Source organism: Streptomyces flavotricini, from assembly GCF_020639365.1.
Classification (GTDB): domain Bacteria; phylum Actinomycetota; class Actinomycetes; order Streptomycetales; family Streptomycetaceae; genus Streptomyces; species Streptomyces flavotricini.
Window position 1 is genome coordinate 6,639,108 of the sequence record NZ_JAINUL010000001.1, and the last position, 19,072, is coordinate 6,658,179.

General features: G+C 72.1%; 15 protein-coding genes. 13 read left to right on the forward strand and 2 right to left on the reverse strand.

Going from position 1 to position 19,072, the window contains the following annotated elements:
- Positions 1 to 5: 5 nt before the first annotated feature.
- Positions 6 to 1,385, reverse strand: a complete 1,380-nt coding sequence (locus tag K7B10_RS30305; RefSeq protein ID WP_229340911.1) for an FAD-binding oxidoreductase — start codon at positions 1,383 to 1,385, stop codon at positions 6 to 8.
- 122 nt (positions 1,386 to 1,507) lie between these two features.
- The gene (locus K7B10_RS30310; protein ID WP_229345526.1) at positions 1,508 to 3,274 is read right to left on the reverse strand and encodes a glycoside hydrolase family 15 protein; all 1,767 of its coding nucleotides are present in this window, start codon (positions 3,272 to 3,274) and stop codon (positions 1,508 to 1,510) included.
- A 555-nt stretch (positions 3,275 to 3,829) separates the two neighbouring features.
- Between K7B10_RS30310 and pyrG the strand changes: the two genes are divergently transcribed.
- From pyrG to K7B10_RS30375, 13 genes are all read left to right on the forward strand, one after another.
- Positions 3,830 to 5,473: a CTP synthase gene (pyrG, locus tag K7B10_RS30315; RefSeq protein WP_229340913.1), complete on the forward strand. Its 1,644-nt coding sequence runs from the start codon at positions 3,830 to 3,832 to the stop codon at positions 5,471 to 5,473.
- A gap of 133 nt (positions 5,474 to 5,606) precedes the next feature.
- A complete protein-coding gene (locus K7B10_RS30320) occupies positions 5,607 to 6,236 on the forward strand; it encodes an NUDIX domain-containing protein (protein ID WP_229340915.1) in 630 nt (209 codons plus the stop codon).
- Between the two features lie 58 nt (positions 6,237 to 6,294).
- Entirely contained in the window at positions 6,295 to 8,355 is a 2,061-nt protein-coding gene (locus K7B10_RS30325) for a tetratricopeptide repeat protein (RefSeq protein ID WP_229340917.1), read from the forward strand.
- A 152-nt stretch (positions 8,356 to 8,507) separates the two neighbouring features.
- Positions 8,508 to 9,623, forward strand: coding sequence for an alanine dehydrogenase (gene ald, locus K7B10_RS30330; protein WP_229340919.1), 1,116 nt, complete (start codon positions 8,508 to 8,510; stop codon positions 9,621 to 9,623).
- 459 nt (positions 9,624 to 10,082) lie between these two features.
- On the forward strand, positions 10,083 to 11,120 hold the full coding sequence (locus K7B10_RS30335; protein ID WP_229340921.1) for a ParA family protein: 1,038 nt from the start codon (positions 10,083 to 10,085) through the stop codon (positions 11,118 to 11,120).
- On the forward strand, positions 11,105 to 11,596 hold the full coding sequence (locus tag K7B10_RS30340) for a hypothetical protein (RefSeq protein WP_229340923.1): 492 nt from the start codon (positions 11,105 to 11,107) through the stop codon (positions 11,594 to 11,596). The genes K7B10_RS30335 and K7B10_RS30340 overlap by 16 nt, the downstream gene beginning before the upstream one ends.
- A gap of 729 nt (positions 11,597 to 12,325) precedes the next feature.
- The gene (locus K7B10_RS30345) at positions 12,326 to 13,420 is read left to right on the forward strand and encodes a segregation and condensation protein A (protein WP_229340925.1); all 1,095 of its coding nucleotides are present in this window, start codon (positions 12,326 to 12,328) and stop codon (positions 13,418 to 13,420) included.
- The gene (gene scpB, locus K7B10_RS30350; RefSeq protein WP_229340927.1) at positions 13,417 to 14,037 is read left to right on the forward strand and encodes an SMC-Scp complex subunit ScpB; all 621 of its coding nucleotides are present in this window, start codon (positions 13,417 to 13,419) and stop codon (positions 14,035 to 14,037) included. The genes K7B10_RS30345 and scpB overlap by 4 nt, the downstream gene beginning before the upstream one ends.
- Positions 14,037 to 15,197: a pseudouridine synthase gene (locus tag K7B10_RS30355; RefSeq protein ID WP_229340929.1), complete on the forward strand. Its 1,161-nt coding sequence runs from the start codon at positions 14,037 to 14,039 to the stop codon at positions 15,195 to 15,197. The genes scpB and K7B10_RS30355 overlap by 1 nt, the downstream gene beginning before the upstream one ends.
- Positions 15,198 to 15,323: 126 nt before the next feature.
- Positions 15,324 to 15,920, forward strand: a complete 597-nt coding sequence (gene pnuC, locus K7B10_RS30360; protein ID WP_229340931.1) for a nicotinamide riboside transporter PnuC — start codon at positions 15,324 to 15,326, stop codon at positions 15,918 to 15,920.
- Positions 15,917 to 17,014, forward strand: coding sequence for an AAA family ATPase (locus K7B10_RS30365; protein WP_229340933.1), 1,098 nt, complete (start codon positions 15,917 to 15,919; stop codon positions 17,012 to 17,014). Before pnuC ends, K7B10_RS30365 begins: the two co-directional genes overlap by 4 nt.
- Entirely contained in the window at positions 17,011 to 17,739 is a 729-nt protein-coding gene (locus K7B10_RS30370) for an NUDIX hydrolase (protein ID WP_229340935.1), read from the forward strand. The genes K7B10_RS30365 and K7B10_RS30370 overlap by 4 nt, the downstream gene beginning before the upstream one ends.
- Positions 17,736 to 18,764, forward strand: a complete 1,029-nt coding sequence (locus K7B10_RS30375) for an ADP-ribosylglycohydrolase family protein (protein ID WP_229340937.1) — start codon at positions 17,736 to 17,738, stop codon at positions 18,762 to 18,764. Before K7B10_RS30370 ends, K7B10_RS30375 begins: the two co-directional genes overlap by 4 nt.
- Positions 18,765 to 19,072 lie beyond the last annotated feature (308 nt).

A 19,072-nucleotide genomic window follows, 5' to 3' on the forward strand; every position in this document is an offset into this window, starting at 1 on the left:
GGGGGTCAGGCCGGCTTGATGTTGTGGTTGAAGCGGAAGACGTTGTCGGGGTCGTACGCCCGCTTCACCGCGCCCAGCCTGGCCAGATTCTCCGCGCCGAGACCGGCGGCCACACGCTCGGAGCCCTCGTCGCCGGTGAAGTTGAGGTAGACCGCGCCGCTGCTCCACGGCTGCACGTGGGCGCGGACGTCCTTCACCCACGAGACGGCCCGCTCGTCCTCGGCCGGGTCCTCCCAGATGCCGAACGGGTGCACGGCCCAGGGCGAGTCCCGGTACGGAACGGGGAACTCCGAGGGCCCGTCCGCGATGGCCCCGCCCAGCGGGAACAGCACGTGCTGGGTCCCGCCCGCCGGCATCACGTCGCCGAGCGCGCAGAAGACGCTGACGAGTTCGTCCGGCAGACCGGTCAGGTACTCCGCGGACCAGTAGTTCCGCAGCCCCGGCGGATCGTCCAGCATGCACTGGAAGTCCGCGTACGGGAGGGCGGTGAGCACCTCCACCTCGTGCGGCAGCGCGAGCAGCGGTGCGGCGAGCCCGCGCAGCGCCTCCTCGCCGCCGGCGTACGTGAGCAGCGCGCCCGCCATCAGGGTCCCCACCAGGTGCTCCGGTACGAAGGGCTCCGGCGGGGCCGTCAGGTAGATCATGCCGCCGCCCGCCTCGGCGGGACCGTTCTCGATGATCTCGCGGTAGGTGCGCAGGACTTCGGGGCCGGCCTCCACCGGGTAGAGCAGCAGGCAGATCGCGAACTCGGGCAGCTCGTGCAGGCGCAGCGTGATCGAGGTCGCGACCCCGAAGTTCCCGCCGCCGCCGTGCAGGGCCCAGAACAGCTCGGGGTTGTCCTCGGCGGTCGCCGTCAGCGTGCTGCCGTCGGCGGTGACCAGGTCCACGCCGAGCAGGTTGTCCACGGCCAGCCCGAACCTGCGGTCCAGCCAGCCGGAGCCGCCGCCGAGGGTGAATCCGGTGACGCCCGTCGTGGAGACCCGGCCGCCGGTGGTGGCGAGCCCGTACGGCTGGCAGGCGCGGTCCAGCATGCTCATCACCGCGCCGCCCCCGACGCGTACGGCCTTCGCCCCGGGATGGACCGTGACCTCCTGCATGCCGCGCATGTCGACGACCACGCCACCGTCGTTGAGGGACATCCCGGCGACGCTGTGGCCGCCGCCGCGTACGGCGACGGGCAGGTCCAGATCGCGGGCGAAGCGGACGGTGGTGACGACGTCCGCCTCGCTCTCGCACCGGGCGATGACCGCGGGGCGGCGGTCGATCATCGCGTTGAAGACCGACCGGGCCTCGTCGTACCCGGGATCGCCCGGGGCGAAGACCTCACCGGCCAGATCCTCGCGGAGCGCGGTCAGGGCCTGGCCGGCCTTTGACGGGGGAGCCATGGCTGAGGCCCTCCTTCCGGAGGAGGCACGGGACCTCTCCAGCGTAGGCGGGGCCGGCCTGCCGGGCGCGGGGAGCCGGGGGCGCCGCCCCCCGCGCCCCCGGCCCGCAGGAAAGACGTCGCCTAGCCCCCGTACGCCCCGCTCGCCGTCAGACGCAGCGCCGTGTCGATCAGGGGGACGTGGCTGAAGGCCTGGGGGAAGTTGCCGACCTGGCGCTGCAGGCGCGGGTCCCACTCCTCCGCCAGCAGCCCCAGGTCGTTGCGGAGCGCCAGCAGCCGCTCGAACAGCTGGCGCGCCTCGTCGACCCGGCCGATCATCGCGAGGTCGTCCGCCATCCAGAACGAGCACGCGAGGAACGCCCCCTCGTCGCCCTCGAGGCCGTCCACGCCTGCCTCGCCGCCCGTCGTCGGGTAGCGCAGGATGAACCCGTCGGGCGTCGACAGCTCGCGCTGGATCGCCTCGATCGTCCCGATCACCCGCTTGTCGTCCGGCGGCAGGAAGCCCATCTGCGGGATCAGCAGCAGCGAGGCGTCCAGTTCCTTCGATCCGTACGACTGCGTGAACGTGTTGCGTTCCTTGTCGTAGCCCTTCTCGCACACGTCCTGGTGGATCTCGTCGCGCATCTCGCGCCACCGCTCCAGCGGGCCGTCCGCGTCGCCGCTCTCGATCAGCTTGATCGTGCGGTCCACGGCCACCCACGCCATCACCTTCGAGTGCACGAAGTGGCGGCGCGGGCCGCGCACCTCCCAGATGCCCTCGTCCGGCTGGTCCCAGTGCTCCTCCAGGTAGCGGATCAGCTTCAGCTGGAGCACCGAGGCGTAGTCGTTGCGCGCCAGGCCCGTCATGTGGCCCAGGTGCAGGGCCTCGGTGACCTCGCCGTACACGTCCAGCTGGAGCTGGTGCGCGGCGCCGTTGCCGACCCGGACCGGCCGGGAGCCCTCGTACCCGGGCAGCCAGTCCAGCTCGGTCTCGCCGAGCTCCCGCTCGCCCGCGATCCCGTACATGATCTGCAGGTTCTCCGGGTCCCCGGCGACCGCGCGCAGCAGCCACTCGCGCCAGGCCTGGGCCTCCTCGCGGTAGCCGGTGCGCAGCAGCGAGGAGAGGGTGATCGCGGCGTCGCGCAGCCAGGTGTAGCGGTAGTCCCAGTTCCGGACGCCGCCGATCTCCTCCGGGAGGGAGGTGGTGGGCGCGGCGACGATGCCGCCGGTGGGGCCGTACGTGAGCGCCTTGAGGGTGATCAGGGAGCGGATCACGGCTTCGCGGTAGGGGCCGTGGTACGTGCAGTGGTCGACCCACTCGCGCCAGAACGCGGCGGTGGTCGCCAGCGCCTCCTGCGCGTCGGGGGTGTCCGGGGCGCCCTTGTGGGAGGGCTGCCAGCTGATGCAGAAGGCCTTGCGGTCGCCGGGGCCGACGGTGAAGTCGGAGTACGTCGTCAGGTCCTTGCCGTACGTCTGCGCGTCGGTGTCCAGCCAGACGGAGTCGGGGCCCGCGACGGCGACGGTGCGCCCGTCGACCTTGTGCACCCAGGGCACGACCCGGCCGTAGCTGAAGCGCATGCGCAGTGCGGAGCGCATCGGGACGCGGCCGCTGACGCCCTCGACGATGCGCACCAGTTGCGGTGCGTGGTCCTCGCGGGGCGGCATGAAGTCGGTCACGCGGACCGTGCCGCGCGGCGTGTCCCACTCCGATTCCAGGATCAGCGAGTCGCCCTGGTAGCGGCGCCGGGTCGCCGCGGGGGCCGCGGCGCCCCCGGGGAACGCCGGGCCGATGCGCCAGAAGCCGTGATCCTCCGTTCCGAGGATGCTCGCGAAGACGGCATGGGAGTCGAAACGGGGCAGACACAGCCAGTCCACCGATCCGTCCCGGCAGACCAGCGCGGCGGTCTGCATGTCCCCGATCAGTGCGTAATCCTCGATGCGCCCGGACACGTTAGATCTCCCAGTCGAACGGCCACGTCCGCCCCGAAGGGCGCTTGCATTGCGCGGTTGCGCGGTCCCGTGGGTATGGATCCCCGCACTGAGCTCATGATTCCGGATGCGGCCGGGTTACGCCGTCTGCCGGACTGCTCGGCGGCGATGTGATGCGATATCCGAGCAGGATATGACGGCACCCTAGTGATCTCCTGAAGTCTGAGGACAATGTGTCTAGTCCGAACGGGTGACCTGGGTGAATGAGGGCGTGACCGGCCCCGCGGCGATCGGTGGCGCTGCGTCGAGCAGTCGTGGCGGCGCGTGGCCGGAGGCGGACGGGCCCGGGCGCTGATAGGCTGGTACCCCGTGGACCGGTGGTCTGCCTGTGCAAATCAGGAGCCCCGAAACCGCAGCTTCGGCGCCCCCTGAGAGCCTCCGGTTCGACGGTGGCCGGCGCCGGACGCACCTCACCTTCGCGACCACGGGAGCCCCCTCTTGGCGACGCCGCCCGCTGCTTTTCGAAACAGCACAGCCATGACGACCAAGCACATCTTCGTCACCGGGGGTGTCGCTTCGTCCCTCGGCAAGGGCCTGACGGCCTCCAGCCTGGGTGCGCTGCTCAAGGCGCGCGGCCTGCGGGTCACGATGCAGAAGCTCGACCCGTACCTGAACGTCGACCCGGGCACGATGAACCCCTTCCAGCACGGCGAGGTGTTCGTCACCAACGACGGCGCCGAGACCGACCTGGACATCGGCCACTACGAGCGCTTCCTCGACGTCGACCTCGACGGCTCGGCCAACGTCACCACCGGCCAGGTCTACTCGCAGGTCATCGCCAAGGAGCGGCGCGGCGAGTACCTCGGCGACACCGTGCAGGTCATCCCGCACATCACCAACGAGATCAAGCACCGCATCCGCCGCATGGCGACCGCGGACGTCGACGTCGTCATCACCGAGGTCGGCGGCACCGTCGGCGACATCGAGTCGCTGCCGTTCCTGGAGACCGTCCGCCAGGTCCGCCACGAGGTCGGCCGCGACAACGTCTTCGTCGTGCACATCTCGCTGCTGCCCTACATCGGCCCCTCCGGCGAGCTGAAGACCAAGCCGACCCAGCACTCGGTCGCGGCGCTGCGCAACATCGGCATCCAGCCCGACGCCATCGTGCTGCGCGCCGACCGCGAGGTCCCGACCTCCATCAAGCGCAAGATCTCGCTGATGTGCGACGTCGACGAGGCGGCCGTGGTCGCGGCGATCGACGCCAAGTCGATCTACGACATCCCGAAGGTGCTGCACACCGAGGGCCTCGACGCCTACGTCGTGCGCAAGCTCGACCTGCCGTTCCGCGACGTCAACTGGACGGTGTGGGAGGACCTGCTGGACCGGGTCCACAACCCCGACCACGAGGTCAAGGTCGCGCTCGTCGGCAAGTACATCGACCTGCCCGACGCCTACCTGTCGGTCACCGAGGCGCTGCGCGCCGGCGGTTTCGCCAACCGGGCCCGCGTCCAGATCAAGTGGGTCACCTCCGACGACTGCAAGACCCCGGCCGGCGCCGCGGCGCAGCTGTCCGACGTGGACGCGATCTGCGTGCCCGGCGGCTTCGGCGACCGCGGTGTCAACGGCAAGGTCGGCGCGATCACCTACGCCCGCGAGAACAAGATCCCGCTGCTCGGCCTGTGCCTGGGCCTGCAGTGCGTGGTCATCGAGGCCGCGCGCAACCTGGCGGGCATCGCCGAGGCGAACTCCACCGAGTTCGACGCCTCCACCCCGCACCCGGTGATCTCCACGATGGAGGAGCAGCTGGCCTTCGTCGAGGGCGCGGGCGACCTGGGCGGAACGATGCGCCTGGGCATGTACCCGGCGAAGCTCGCCGAGGGTTCGATCGTGCGCGAGGTCTACGGCGACCAGGCGTACGTGGACGAGCGCCACCGCCACCGCTACGAGGTCAACAACGCCTACCGCGGCGAGCTGGAGAAGAAGGCGGGCCTCGTCTTCTCCGGCACGTCCCCGGACAACAAGCTCGTCGAGTACGTCGAGTACCCGCGCGAGGTGCACCCCTACCTGGTGGCCACCCAGGCCCACCCGGAGCTGCGCTCGCGCCCGACCCGGCCGCACCCGCTGTTCGCGGGCCTGGTCAAGGCCGCGGTGGAGCGCCAGCAGGCCGCGAAGGCCAAGTGACGGTCTGACCGCATAACGTAGACGGCCGGGGCACGCATCGTGCCCCGGCCGTCGCGTTCACGGCGCGTCTCGCGACGTGTCCTGCGCGCGTTTCTGTCTCGCTTTCGGAAGGCACGGGGTACGGGTCATGGCCATGGGCATCGCAGACGGCGGGGAGTCGTGGGAGGTCATCGCCTCACGGACCCCGTTCGAGGGCGCGAAGACGGCGGTCCGCTCGGAGCAGGTGAAGATGCCGGACGGATCGGTGGTGCGCCGGGACTACCAGGTGCACCCGGGATCGGTGTGCGTGCTGGCCCTCGACGAGGACGGCGGCGTGCTCGTACTGCGCCAGTACCGCCACCCCGTACGCCACAAGCTGTGGGAGCTGCCGGCCGGGCTGCTCGACGTACCCGGTGAGAACCCGCTGCACGCGGCGCAGCGGGAGCTGTACGAGGAGGCGCACGTCAAGGCGGAGGACTGGCGGGTGCTCGTCGACTTCTTCGCGTCCCCCGGCGGCTCGGACGAGGCGATCCGGATCTTCCTCGCGCGCGGCCTCTCCGAGGCGGAGGGGGAGCGGTACGAGGTCTCGGAGGAGGAGGCGGACATGGAGATCGCCCGCGTCCCGCTCGCGGACCTGGTCCGCGGGGTCCTGGAGGGCCGGCTGGGCAACCCGGGCCTGGTGACGGGCGCCCTGGCGCTGTCCGCCGCACTCGCCGCCCCGGGCGGCCTGGACGCCCTGCGGCCGGCGCAGCCCCCGTGGCCGGCCCGCCCGTACGAGGTGTGATCCTCCCTCTCCGGGCCCGTGGGAGCGTGGTGTGACGATCCGCTGATCCGATTGGGCGATGTGTCCGCCGCGCTCCACACGGGTCGTCGCTCTGCGTGAACTACGCTCGCAACCCGAAGGCAGGGAGAGGAGCGGATCCGTGACGGATTTCGTCGGGCGGCGGCGTGAGCTCAAGGAGCTGCGCGAGGACATCGCACGGACCGGGCTCGACACCCTCTCGGGACGCAAGGCCAAGTCGCCCAGGGCGCGCGTGCTGCTCGTCGCCGGGCGCCCCGGATCGGGGCGCACCGCCCTCGCCGAGGCGTTCGTCCGGGAGGTCGGCGAGGACTACCCCGACGGGGTCCTGCGCACCCGCCTCACCTCCCCCGGCGGGCAGACCGTCACCACGGAGCGGGCGATCCGGACCCTGCTGGAGGGGCTCGGGGAGCCCACGCCCCCCGGCGCCGCCGAGGACGAGCTCAGCTCCGCCCTGCGCGCCGCCCTCGCCCACCGCAAGGCGATCCTGCTCGTCGACGACGCCGCCGATCCGTACCAGGTCGACGCCCTGCTGCCGGACACCCCCGAATGCCTCGTCGTGATCACGGCCGAAGGGCCGCTCACCGGGATTCCGGATGTCCGCCCCTGCACCCTCGGCGGGCTCGACACCCCCTCGGGGGTCCAGCTGCTGGCCCAGCGCATCGGGGACACCCGGATCACCGTCGACCCGTGCGCCGCCGAGGCCCTCGCCGAGGAGTGCGGGGGCCAGCCCGCCGCGCTGGCGCTGGTCGGCGGCTGGCTCGCCGCGCACCCCAAGGCTGCCGTCTCCGACGTGGCCAAACAGCTCCACGACATGCCGCCGGGCACCAGCGGACCGCTCGGCCGCGGCTTCCGCCTCGTCTACGAATCGCTGCCGCAGCCCGCCCAGCGCACCCTCCGGTTGCTGCCGCTCGCCCCCGCCGGGATCGTCGACTCGCACACCGCCTCCGCCCTCGCCGGCTGCTCCGTGGCCGCCGCCCAGTCCACCCTGGACGACTTCGCCGGGCTGGGCCTCCTGCGCCCGGCCTCCGACGGGCTCTTCCTGCTGCCCGGCTGCCTCGTGCCGCTGATCCAGGCCCTGCTGGAGACCAAGGAGCGCGCCGGCGAGGTCGAGCTGGCCCGGGCCCGGATGCTGGAGCGCACCGTACGCCTGCTGCACTCCTGCCGGGTCATGGCCGAGCCCGACGACGACGGGGCGGACGGGGCGGACGTACGCGAGAGGCTGGAAGGGCTGCCGCGCGCGCTGCGCTTCCCCGACCGGCGGGCCGCCGCCAAGTGGCTCGACACCCGGCTGCCCGCGCTGTCCGCGGCCGCCTCCCTGGCCGTGGCCGACGGCGGGCTGGACACCCTGGCCCGCCGGCTGGTCGCGGCCCTCGTGCGGGCGCTGGCCGAGCACCGCGGCACCGCCGGGGCCGCCCCCGAGCTGTACGGGCTGCACCGGCTGGTCCTGGACGTGGCCGAGCGGCGCAGCCTGCACCGGGAACAGGCCGCGGCCCTGCTGAACCTGGCCGACCTGGACGCCGAGACCGGCCGCACCCAGGAGGCGCTGGAGCGCTACCGGGCCGCGCTGGACGCGGGTCGGGCGGCGAACGACCCGTACGCGACGGGCCGCGCGATGGAATCCGTAGGCGGTGCGTACCAGGAGCTCGCGGACTGGCACCGGGCCGCCGACTGGTTCGGCCGGGCCCTGTCCCAGGCGCTCGCGCGCGGGGAGCGGGCGGACGAGGCCCGGCTGTACGGACGGCTCGGCAACGTGCACACGTACGCGGGCCGCTACGGGGACGCGCTGCGCAGCTGGCGGACCGCGGCCGCGGGGTACCGGAAGCTGGCCGATGTACCCGGCCAGGCAAAGGCGTTGAGCGAGATGGCGCGAATCCAGGAGTACGCCGGGCGCCCCGAGGAATCGCTGCACACCTGCCGGGAGGCGGTGGAGCTCGCGCGCAGGGCCGGAGACCTGCGGCTTCAGGCCGCGCTCCAGGTGCGTCTCGCGGACACCCTCGACCGCCTCGGCGACCCGGCCGCGGCGAGGCTGCACCGGTCCGCAGCCGACAGATTGCTGGGAGACGACCCCGCAGCCTGCGAAATCCGTAGTGGTTCCGACTGAGATTATTGGTTTGCAAGGCTAGACAGCGCGTCGTCCTTCATTAGACTGGCTTCACCACGACATCCCGTGGTGCATCCCGTTGCGCGTTCTTGTGGGCGGGTATGTATGGAAGTGCCCCGAAAAATCCCCTGAGCCAAGGACCGTGATCGACGATGAAGGTCGGCATCCCCCGCGAGGTCAAGAACAACGAGTTCCGGGTCGCCATCACGCCTGCCGGCGTGCATGAGCTGGTCCGTAACGGCCACCAGGTCTTCGTCGAGCAGAACGCCGGTGTGGGTTCCTCGATCACGGACGCCGAGTACGTCTCGGCCGGCGCCGAGATCCTGGGCACCGCGGACGAGGTCTGGGCGACCGCCGACCTGCTGCTGAAGGTCAAGGAGCCCATCGCCGAGGAGTACCACCGCCTCCGCAAGGACCAGACCCTCTTCACCTACCTGCACCTGGCGGCCTCCCGCGAGTGCACGGACGCCCTCCTGGAGTCCGGCACCACCGCCATCGCGTACGAGACGGTCGAGCTCGCGAACCGCGCGCTCCCGCTGCTCGCCCCGATGTCCGAGGTCGCGGGCCGCCTGGCCCCGCAGGTCGGCGCCTACCACCTGATGCGCTCGGCCGGCGGCCGCGGCGTCCTCCCCGGCGGCGTGCCCGGCACCCACGCCGGCGAGTGCGTGGTCATCGGCGGCGGCGTCTCCGGCTGGAACGCCGCGCAGATCGCCATCGGCATGGGCTTCCACGTGACCCTGCTCGACAAGGACATCAACAAGCTCCGCGAGGCCGACAAGATCTTCGGTACGAAGATCAAGACGATCGTCTCCAACGCCTACGAGCTGGAGAAGGCCGTCGTCGAGGCCGACCTCGTCATCGGCGCCGTGCTGATCCCGGGTGCGAAGGCCCCGAAGCTGGTCACCAACGAGCTCGTCGCCAAGATGAAGCCCGGAAGTGTCCTTGTCGACATTGCGATCGACCAGGGCGGCTGCTTCGAGGACTCCCGTCCGACCACCCACGCCGAGCCGACCTTCCAGGTCCACAACTCGGTCTTCTACTGCGTCGCCAACATGCCGGGCGCGGTGCCGAACACCTCCACCTACGCGCTGACCAACGCCACGCTGCCCTACATCGTGCAGCTCGCGAACCTCGGCTGGGTCGAGGCGCTGCGCCGTGACCCCGCGCTCGCGCTGGGCCTCAACACCCATGACGGCCAGGTCGTTTACGGTCCGGTCGCCGAGGCGCACGGCCTGCCGACCCTTGAGCTGGGCACGCTGCTCGGCTGATCGGTCAGACCCCGTCAACGACTGACGTCAATCTCACGTATCCGGCCGGACCTTGCCCCCAAGGTCCGGCCGGAGGCGTTTGCGGGGTGCGGGCGGTCACGGCTCAACTCGCCTCGAACGTAACCCTTTAACCCTTTCGCACACCCGCGAAACTTCGCGGTGACGGCCTGGACGCCCTTGACAGAGTGGTGTTCGGTTGCCGACACATCGTTGCCGGTCCGACGGATTGTGTTGCCGCTGAGTGGTGACACGCCATAGAGTCGCCAACCGTCGGCATGGTGCCACGCTGACCTATCGATAAGTGTCCTGGTCACGTCCGAGGAGGTAAGACGACTTGTGAATGAGTCGACATTTGCTCCCGGGGGTGGTCGAGCAGGGACGCCAGACCGGGGCCAAGGATCCGGCGGGCTCGAAGCGGTCGGCTCCGTCGCGATCCGCACCTTCGCAAACCACCAGCACATGACGACGCCCCAAAAGAGCATGGACGGCCTAGACGTGAACTCCAGGGCCGGCGACCTGAGCGGCGAAAAGCCCGTGGGTTTCGCCGACTACGAAAACGTGCCCGAAGGGCACTTCTACGACCCGGACGCGGAGTACGAACCCGACCCCGAGTACGCGGCCACCCTCGCCCCCGACGCTGCCCGTCAGCGCCGGGAGCGGATCGGCCCGACCGGACGGCCGCTGCCGTACTTCCCGATCCCGGGTCCGCTGACCGACCACGGTCCGGCGAAGATCATCGCGATGTGCAACCAGAAGGGCGGCGTGGGCAAGACCACGTCGACCATCAACCTGGGCGCCGCGCTCGCCGAGTACGGGCGCCGCGTGCTGCTCGTCGACTTCGACCCGCAGGGCGCACTGTCCGTGGGCCTCGGCGTGAACCCGATGGAACTCGACCTGACGGTCTACAACCTGCTCATGGAGCGGGGCATGTCGGCCGACGAGGTGCTGCTCAAGACCGCGGTTCCGAACATGGACCTGCTGCCGAGCAACATCGACCTGTCCGCTGCGGAAGTGCAGTTGGTCAGCGAGGTCGCGAGAGAGTCGACGCTGCAGCGGGCGCTCAAGCCCCTGATGGCCGACTACGACTACATCGTGATCGACTGTCAGCCCTCGCTCGGCCTGCTGACCGTGAACGCCCTGACGGCGGCTCACAAGGTCATCGTGCCGCTGGAGTGCGAGTTCTTCGCACTGCGCGGTGTGGCGCTGCTGACCGAGACCATCGAGAAGGTGCAGGAGCGGCTCAACCCGGAGCTGGAGCTCGACGGCATCCTCGCCACGATGTACGACTCCCGTACGGTGCACAGCCGCGAGGTGCTGGCGCGCGTCGTCGAGGCCTTCGACGACCACGTCTACCACACGGTCATCGGCCGTACGGTGCGCTTCCCGGAGACCACGGTCGCCGGCGAGCCGATCACCACGTACGCCTCCAACTCCGTCGGAGCCGCCGCCTATCGCCAGCTGGCCAGGGAGGTGCTCGCCCGGTGTCACGCCGAGTGAGTCTGCCCGGAGCCGACGAACTGTTCCGTACGACCGGGGGGATGGCGCTCCAGTCGTCCTCGCCGCGGCGGGGCCCGGAGGAGTCGGGCGCCGGGGAGCACGCGGCGACGTCGGCGGAGGGCACGGCGGGCGAGGGCCGCAGCCGGGAGGCCGCGGTGGCCGGCCCGGAGTCGGTGGTCGCACCCCGGCGCCCGCAGGAAGGTTCTGTCAGCCCGGAGCCCCGGCGGGGCAAGGGCCAGGGCCGCGGGGCGAACCGCAGGCCCAGCGGGCGCGAACGGCACGACGAGAAGATCACGGTCTACGTCTCCGCCGAGGAGCTCATGGACCTGGAGCACGCGCGGCTGGTGCTGCGCGGCGAGCACGGGCTGGCCGTGGACCGCGGCCGCATCGTCCGCGAGGCGGTGGCGGTCGTGCTCGCGGACCTGGAGTCCCGCGGCGACGCGAGCATCCTGGTCCGCAGACTCCGCGGCCGCTGACCGCCTGACCGGCGGGGTGCCGCCCGCCTGACCGGCCGGGGCGGTGACCGCATGGCCGCGGGCACTGCCGGGATGCGGGAGGTGGGCGGTGCCGGGACGGTGGCCCACCGCGCCGGGCCGTGGTGACGGCGGTGCTTCCGGCGGGGCGGCGCCGGTGGAGTGCGGGGCACGACCCCGCGGGCAGGCCCGAAGCCGCCCCTGCCCGCCGGGCCTGAGGCCCGACACGGCCTGCCGGCCGTCCTCCCCGCGCCTCACGCCCCCGCCGTCGTTCCGCCCCGTGTGCCCGCCCTGCGCGTCGCTTCCGGGCCCGGCCGCCGTCGTGACGGTGGCTGACGCCGACCCGGCGGGGATTTCGGGCCGGTGGACCCTCCTACCCGTGGTGGCCGGGGGCACGGGCGGCGGGCGGGCCCGTGCCGGGCGGTCTCAAGGCGCGGAGGGCGGGCCACCGGGCCTGCCGCCCCCGGCACCCCGGTGGGGATTTCCCGCTCCCGCCCCCGCGTCTCCCGGCCCCGGCTCCGCCGGTTGCCACCGAACTTCCCCCGGCGGCTGTCGCCCCCGGCTCCGCCGGTTGACCTGTCGCTCCCGCCCCTGCCGCTCCCGCCCCTGCCGCTCCCGCCCCCGCGGCTTTCCTCCCCCGGGCGGGTCCGGGGGAGGGAGGTGGGCGGAGCGTGGCAGCCTTGGGGTTGGCTCCGGCCGACCGACACCCCTTCCGTACCGCCTTGGACCCTGATGCCCCTTCCCGCAGATCCCGGCCGCCCCGCCCGCCGCAGTCTGGGGCGCGGACCCGGCGCCCGGGCCGAGTCCGCGCCCCGAGAGGCTCACGTGCCTCCTGAGGGGCCCGCGGCGGGCGGGCCGGGCGGGGAGCCCGAGCAGCCCCCCGCGGCCGCCGACGCGCTCGCTGAGCCCCGTACGCCCGCCGCGGAGGACCCGGTGGCCACGGCGGGGGCCGAGGCCGGCCAGAAGGGCGTGGAGGCGCCTGCCGAGGCTCCTGCGGCCGCCGGGGTGCCCGAGGGAGGTCCCGGCGAAGCCGGCGGGCGGTTCACGTTGCGGCTGGCCAACTTCGAGGGGCCCTTCGACCTGCTGCTCCAGCTGATCTCCCGGCACAAGCTGGACGTCACCGAGGTCGCCCTCTCCAAGGTCACCGACGAGTTCATGGCGCACATCCGCGCCATGGGCCCCGACTGGGACCTCGACCAGACCACCGAGTTCCTCGTGGTCGCCGCCACCCTCCTCGACCTCAAGGCCGCCCGCCTGCTGCCGGCCGCCGAGGTCGAGGACGAGGCCGACCTCGCCCTGCTCGAAGCCCGAGACCTGCTCTTCGCCCGGCTGCTCCAGTACCGCGCGTACAAACGGATCGCCGAGATCTTCGAGCTGCGCGCCGAGAACGAGGGCCGCCGCTACCCGCGCACCGTCGGTCTCGAGGACCACCACGCCGAGCTGCTGCCCGAGGTGGTCATCAGCATCGGCGCCGAGGGGTTCGCCCGGCTCGCGGTCAAGGCCATGCAGCCCAAGGCCAAGCCCCAGGTCTACGTCGACCACATCCACGCGCCGCTCGTCAGCGTGCGGGAGCAGGCCGCGGTCGTGGTCGCGCTGCTGAAGGCCCGCGGCGAGGCCACCTTCCAGGAGCTGACCGAGGACGCCGACGACACCCTCACCGTCGTCGCGCGCTTCCTGGCCCTCCTGGAGCTCTACCGCGAGAAGGCGGTGGCCCTCGACCAGGAGGAGGCCCTGCGGACGCTCACCGTCCGCTGGAGCGGCGGGGACGGCGACGGGATGCCGACCGTCACCGACGAGTTCGACCGGATCGTGGAGGTCAAGGAATGAGCGACGTGGCCCGGCTCGCGCTGAAGCCCGCCCTGGAGGCCGTCCTCATGGTCGTGGACGAGCCCGCGACCGAGGCGCACCTCGCCAAGGTGCTGGACCGCCCCCCGCGCGAGGTCGCCGACGCCCTGCGCGAGCTGGCCGACGAGTACACCGTCCAGGGGCGCGGCTTCGAGCTGCGGCTCGTCGCCGGCGGCTGGCGGTTCTACACCCGGGCGGAGTACTCCGACGCCGTCGAGCGCTTCGTACTGGACGGGCAGCAGGCCCGGCTGACCCAGGCGGCCCTGGAGACGCTGGCGGTGGTCGCGTACCGCCAGCCGGTGAGCCGATCGCGGGTCTCGGCGGTCCGCGGAGTGAACTGTGACGGGGTCATGCGGACCCTGCTCCAGCGCGGTCTGGTGGCCGAGGCGGGCACGGAACCCGAAACAGGTGCGATCCTGTACAGGACGACGAACTACTTTCTGGAGCGGATGGGCCTGCGCGGCCTGGATGAGCTCCCGGAGCTCGCGCCCTTCCTCCCCGAGGCGGACGCGATCGAAGCCGAGACGCAAGAGGGTGTTCCGTCGTTCGATCCGGATGCACCGGATACCGATGAAGACGACAAGACGACGGAACTTTGATGCGAAGCAGCGGCAACGGCAACGGTGGCAACAGGAACAGCGGCGGCGGTGGCGGCGGCGGGCGTGGTAACTCCCGCGGCGGCAGCTCCAGCGGCGGCGGGGGTGGCTACCGCGGTGGCGGCTCCGGCGGCAGCGGCTCGGGAGGCGGCTCCCGCGGTGGCGGCTCCGGCGGCGGCTACCAGGGCGGCTGTGCCCGCGGCGCGGCCGACGGCAACCGCGGCGGCGCCCGCGGTGACGCGGCGCGCGGTGGCGCCAAGGGCGGTCCCCGCACCTCCAAGACCCCCGGCATCGGCGGGGCCGGCGGCCCGCGCCGCGGCCCCGGCAGCCGCAGCGGCCAGTCCCGTCCCCGCGAGCTGGACGCGCGGATCGAGGAGCGCGTGCGCGACCGGTACGCCGACAAGCCCGAGATCAAGACCCCGAAGACCTTCCCCGGCGCCGAGCAGGAAGGCGAGCGCCTGCAGAAGGTGCTCGCCCGTGCCGGCATGGGTTCGCGCCGCGCGTGCGAGGAGCTCATCGAGCAGGCCCGCGTCGAGGTCAACGGCGAGATCGTGCTGGAGCAGGGCAAGCGGGTCCAGCCGAAGGACGAGATCAAGGTGGACGGCCTGACGGTCGCCACCCAGTCGTACCTGTTCTTCGCGCTGAACAAGCCCGCCGGCGTCGTCTCCACCATGGAGGACCCGGACGGCCGCCAGTGCCTCGGCGACTACGTCACCAACCGCGAGACCCGCCTCTTCCACGTCGGCCGGCTCGACACGGAGACCGAGGGCATCATCCTCCTCACCAACCACGGTGAGCTGGCCCACCGCCTCACGCACCCGAAGTACGGCGTGAAGAAGACGTACGTCGCCGCCATCACCGGCCCGCTGCCGCGCGACATCGGCAAGAAGCTCAAGGACGGCATCGAGCTGGAGGACGGGTACGCCCGCGCCGACCACTTCCGCGTCGTCGACCAGGTCGGCAAGAACTACCTGGTCGAGGTGACCCTCCACGAGGGCCGCAAGCACATCGTCCGCCGGATGCTGGCCGAGGCCGGCTTCCCGGTCGAGAAGCTCGTACGGACCTCCTTCGGCCCGATCGAGCTGGGCGACCAGAAGTCCGGCTGGCTGCGCCGCCTGACCAACACCGAGGTCGGCATGCTCATGCGCGAGGTCGGTCTGTAGCCCTCGCCCAACGGCTGGGAGAAGCCCGCAGTGCCCACGTGGCACTGCGGGCTTTTCGCTTGTCAGGGACCCGTCCCGCTGTTTATAGTCAACGTGACTATTAAAGAACGAGGGGGGTCGGCCGTCATGAGCTGGACCGAAATCCTGGGCTTCGCCACCGGAGCCCTGTGCGTCTGGCTCGTCGCCCGGCAGCACGTCGCGAACTGGCCGATCGGCATCGCGAACAACGTCTTCTTCATCGTGCTCTTCGCCCGGTCCGGCCTGTACGCCGACGCCGGGCTCCAGATCGTCTTCATCGCCCTCGCCGCGTACGGCTGGTGGTCCTGGACCCACGGGGGTGGACCAGGAACCGCCGACGCCCTGCCGGTGCGCCGCACCACGCGCACCGAATGGGCCGTGCTGGCCGCGGCGGGGGCGGTGGGGGTGCTCGGGCTCACGCTGCTGCTGAGCCGGGTCTCCGACTCCACCGTCCCGTTCTGGGACGCGCTGACCACCGGGCTCTCGCTCATGGCCACCTACGGCCAGTGCCGCAAGCTCGTCGAGTCGTGGTGGCTGTGGATCGCCGCCGACCTCGTCTACATCCCGCTCTACGCGTACAAGGGGCTGTACCTGACCTCGGTCCTGTACGCCGGCTTCCTCGTGCTCTGCGTGGTCGGCCTGCTCGGCTGGCTCCGTACGCTCCCGGCGCGGGGCGCCCGTACGGCGGCGGAGGCGACGGCATGAGCGGCGCGAGCGGTACGAAGCGCTACGCCCACGGCCTGGTCCTCGGCAAGTTCTACCCGCCGCACGCCGGCCACCACCACCTCGTGCGCACCGCCCAGGAGCAGTGCGAGCGGCTGACCGTGCTGGTGTGCGCGGCCTCCGTGGAATCGGTGCCGCTCGCCGACCGGGTGGCGTGGATGCGCGAGGCGCACCCGGGGGCCGAGGTCGTCGGCGCGGTCGACGACATCCCGGTCGACCTGCGGGACCCGGCGGTCTGGGAGGCGCACATGGCGGTCTTCCGGGGCGCGGTGCCGGGGCGCGTCGACGCCGTCTTCACCTCGGAGGAGTACGGGACGGAGCTCGCCCGGCGGTTCGGGGCCGAGGAGGTCCGCGTGGACCCGGGGCGGACCCGCTTCCCCGTCTCCGGTACGGCGGTCCGGGCGGACCCGGTCGGGAACTGGGAGTTCCTGGGTCCCGGCGTACGCGCGGCCCTGACCCGGCGGATCGTCGTGCTCGGGGCCGAGTCGACCGGTACGACGACCCTGTCGCGGGCGCTCGCGGCGCACTACCGGGCGCGCGGCGGGGTGTGGGCCGGGACGGGCTGGGTCGCGGAGTACGGGCGTGCGTACAGCGAAGAGAAGCTGGCGGCGGCGCAGGCGGCGAACCCCTCCGCCACCTGGGAGGACGTGTCCTTCCGGTCGGATGAGTTCCCGCTCATCGCCCGCCGCCAGGACGCGGAGGAGGAGCGGGCGGCCCGGACGGGTTCGCCGGTGCTGATCTGCGACACCGACTCCTTCGCGACCGGCATCTGGCACGAGCGGTACACGGGAGGGCGCAGCGAGGAGGTCGAGAAGACCGCCGCGCTGACGCACCGGGACCTCTACCTCCTCACGGACCACGCGGACGTGCCCTTCGAGGACGACGGTCTGCGCGACGGCGAGCACCTGAGGCCGTGGATGACGGACCGCTTCCGTGAGGAACTCACGCGCACGGGCAGGCGTTTCCTGGTCGTGCGCGGGGACCGCGAGACCCGGCTGAAGACGGCGGTCGCAGCCGTGGACGAAGTGCTGGCCGAGGGACGGCACTTCGCGGACCCCCTCCCGGAGAACCGATGAAGGGGTACGATCCGCACGCGTTCGAACCGTTCGCGGTGACGGTGGACCTGGCGGTCTTCACGGTGCGGGGCGGCGCGCTGAACGTCCTGCTGATCCGGCGCGGCCAGGACCCGTACGCGGGGGCCTGGGCGCTGCCCGGCGGCTTCCTGCTCCCGCGGGAGTCGGCCGAGACGGCGGCCCGCCGGGAGCTGGCCGAGGAGACCGGACTGGCGGAGGCGGTCGTCGCCGCGCTGCACCTCGAGCAGCTGCGCACGTACAGCGATCCGGACCGCGATCCGCGGATGCGGGTGGTCTCGGTGGCCTTCGCCGCGCTGGTCCCGGACATGCCGGAGCCGGTGGCTGAGGGCGGCGGGGACGCGGCGCAGGCGCGCTGGGTGCCGGTGGGGGAGACCGGGCCGCTGGCCTTCGACCACGCGCGGATCCTGTCCGACGCACGCTCCCGCATCGGGGCGAAACTCGAATACACCTGCCTGGCCACGGGGTTCTGCCCGCCCGAATTCACCCTCGGGGAGCTCCAGTCCGTCTACGAGACCGTCTGGGACACCGCCCTGGACCGCCCCAACTTCCGCCGCAAGGTCCTGGCGACGCCCGGCTTCGTCGAGGCGGTGCCGGGGGCGGCCCGGCTGACCGGAGGCCGCGGCAAACCGGCCGCGCTGTACCGGGCGGGCCCGGCGACCGCCCTCCACCCGCCCCTGCTCCGTCCCACGGAAGGACACGCTCAATGACCCTGGCCCCGACATCGAGGAAGCGGCCGGCGACGGGGGCCCTGATGGGCCTCGCGCTGGGTGACGCACTGGGCTTCCCCACGGAGTTCAACGACGTCCCGTCGATCCTGGCGAAGACCGGCCCGTGGCGGTCCATGCCCCTGCCCCGCCCGGCGATCGTCACGGACGACACCCAGATGACCCTGGCCCTGGCGCGCGGCATACGGACGGCGGCGGAACGGGGGCCCCTGGACCCTGATCTCCTCGCGGGCCCGATCCGGGAGGAGTTCGTGGCCTGGTACCACTCCCCGGAGAACAACAGGGCCCCCGGCAACACCTGCTTGCGAGCCTGCAGCCTGCTGAACGACCCCTCCCGGGACTGGCGGGACGCGAGCCAGACCGGCTCGAAGGGCTGTGGGGCGAACATGCGGGTGGTCCCGGTGGGCCTGGTCCCCGGCTGGACGGAGGAGGAGCGCGCCGGCGCGGCCCAGCTCCAGTCGGCCCTCACCCACGGCCACCCGACGGCCCTCGCGGCCTCCGACCTGACGGCCCGGGCGGTCCACCTCCTCGCGCAGGGCACGGAGGTGACGGGCCTGGTCGGGCAGCTGCGCTCGTACGCCCTCGACAACCGCACCCGCTATCACGAGCGCTGGCTCGGCGACCTGTGGATGCGTACGGCCTCGGACGCCTCGCCGGAGTCCTTCATGGCCCGGGGCTGGGACGACTGCCTGGCGGTCCTGGACCGCCTGACGGCGGCCCTGCGCTCCCCCTCCCCGGAAACGGACCCGTGCCTGACGACGGGCGACGGCTGGATCGCGGAGGAGGCCCTCGCCACGGCCCTGCAGTGCTTCCTCCTCTTCCCGGACTCCCCCCTCACGGCCCTGCGCCGCGCCGCCTGCACGAAGGGCGACTCGGACTCGATCGCCTGCCTGGCAGGCGCCTTCGCGGGCGCCCACCTCGGCGCGTCCGTCTGGCCCGAAGACTGGACGTCCCGCATCGAATACCGCGACGACCTCCTCAGCTGCGGCACCCTCTGGGACGCGTGAGGCACCCGTAGCGCGGAACACACGGCGAGGCGAGGAATAGCGCACCCGCACACCGGAGTGCCCCGGTCCGGAATCCCGGACCGGGGCACTCATCCTCTTGTCAATTTATGGCGACGAAGTCGGGAACTCCAACCAAAGAATCCGGATCGTCGAACGATTTGAAATCGACGGACAGTGGTGCCTTGGTCCGCGAAACCCTGATTCCATGGAGGCAGTTACCGCACCAGGTCATGCTGAACCCGATTCTGGTTTCGGGATCCCCGACGTAGCGCAACTTCAATTGCGCTTCACCGCACCTCGGACAGCTC

What these genes read in the sequence shown, in the direction of transcription:
- K7B10_RS30320 (WP_229340915.1), top strand. Translation starts at nt 5,607, where the DNA reads ATGGGCATCGCAGACGGCGGGGAGTCGTGGGAGGTCATCGCCTCACGG.
- K7B10_RS30370 (WP_229340935.1), top strand. Translation starts at nt 17,011, where the DNA reads ATGAAGGGGTACGATCCGCACGCGTTCGAACCGTTCGCGGTGACGGTG.
- K7B10_RS30375 (WP_229340937.1), top strand. Translation starts at nt 17,736, where the DNA reads ATGACCCTGGCCCCGACATCGAGGAAGCGGCCGGCGACGGGGGCCCTG.
- K7B10_RS30345 (WP_229340925.1), top strand. Translation starts at nt 12,326, where the DNA reads ATGCCCCTTCCCGCAGATCCCGGCCGCCCCGCCCGCCGCAGTCTGGGG.
- pyrG (WP_229340913.1), top strand. Translation starts at nt 3,830, where the DNA reads ATGACGACCAAGCACATCTTCGTCACCGGGGGTGTCGCTTCGTCCCTC.
- pnuC (WP_229340931.1), top strand. Translation starts at nt 15,324, where the DNA reads ATGAGCTGGACCGAAATCCTGGGCTTCGCCACCGGAGCCCTGTGCGTC.
- K7B10_RS30335 (WP_229340921.1), top strand. Translation starts at nt 10,083, where the DNA reads ATGACGACGCCCCAAAAGAGCATGGACGGCCTAGACGTGAACTCCAGG.
- scpB (WP_229340927.1), top strand. Translation starts at nt 13,417, where the DNA reads ATGAGCGACGTGGCCCGGCTCGCGCTGAAGCCCGCCCTGGAGGCCGTC.
- K7B10_RS30310 (WP_229345526.1), bottom strand. Translation starts at nt 3,274, where the DNA reads ATGCAGACCGCCGCGCTGGTCTGCCGGGACGGATCGGTGGACTGGCTG.
- K7B10_RS30355 (WP_229340929.1), top strand. Translation starts at nt 14,037, where the DNA reads ATGCGAAGCAGCGGCAACGGCAACGGTGGCAACAGGAACAGCGGCGGC.
- K7B10_RS30305 (WP_229340911.1), bottom strand. Translation starts at nt 1,385, where the DNA reads ATGGCTCCCCCGTCAAAGGCCGGCCAGGCCCTGACCGCGCTCCGCGAG.
- ald (WP_229340919.1), top strand. Translation starts at nt 8,508, where the DNA reads ATGAAGGTCGGCATCCCCCGCGAGGTCAAGAACAACGAGTTCCGGGTC.
- K7B10_RS30365 (WP_229340933.1), top strand. Translation starts at nt 15,917, where the DNA reads ATGAGCGGCGCGAGCGGTACGAAGCGCTACGCCCACGGCCTGGTCCTC.
- K7B10_RS30325 (WP_229340917.1), top strand. Translation starts at nt 6,295, where the DNA reads ATGTGTCCGCCGCGCTCCACACGGGTCGTCGCTCTGCGTGAACTACGC.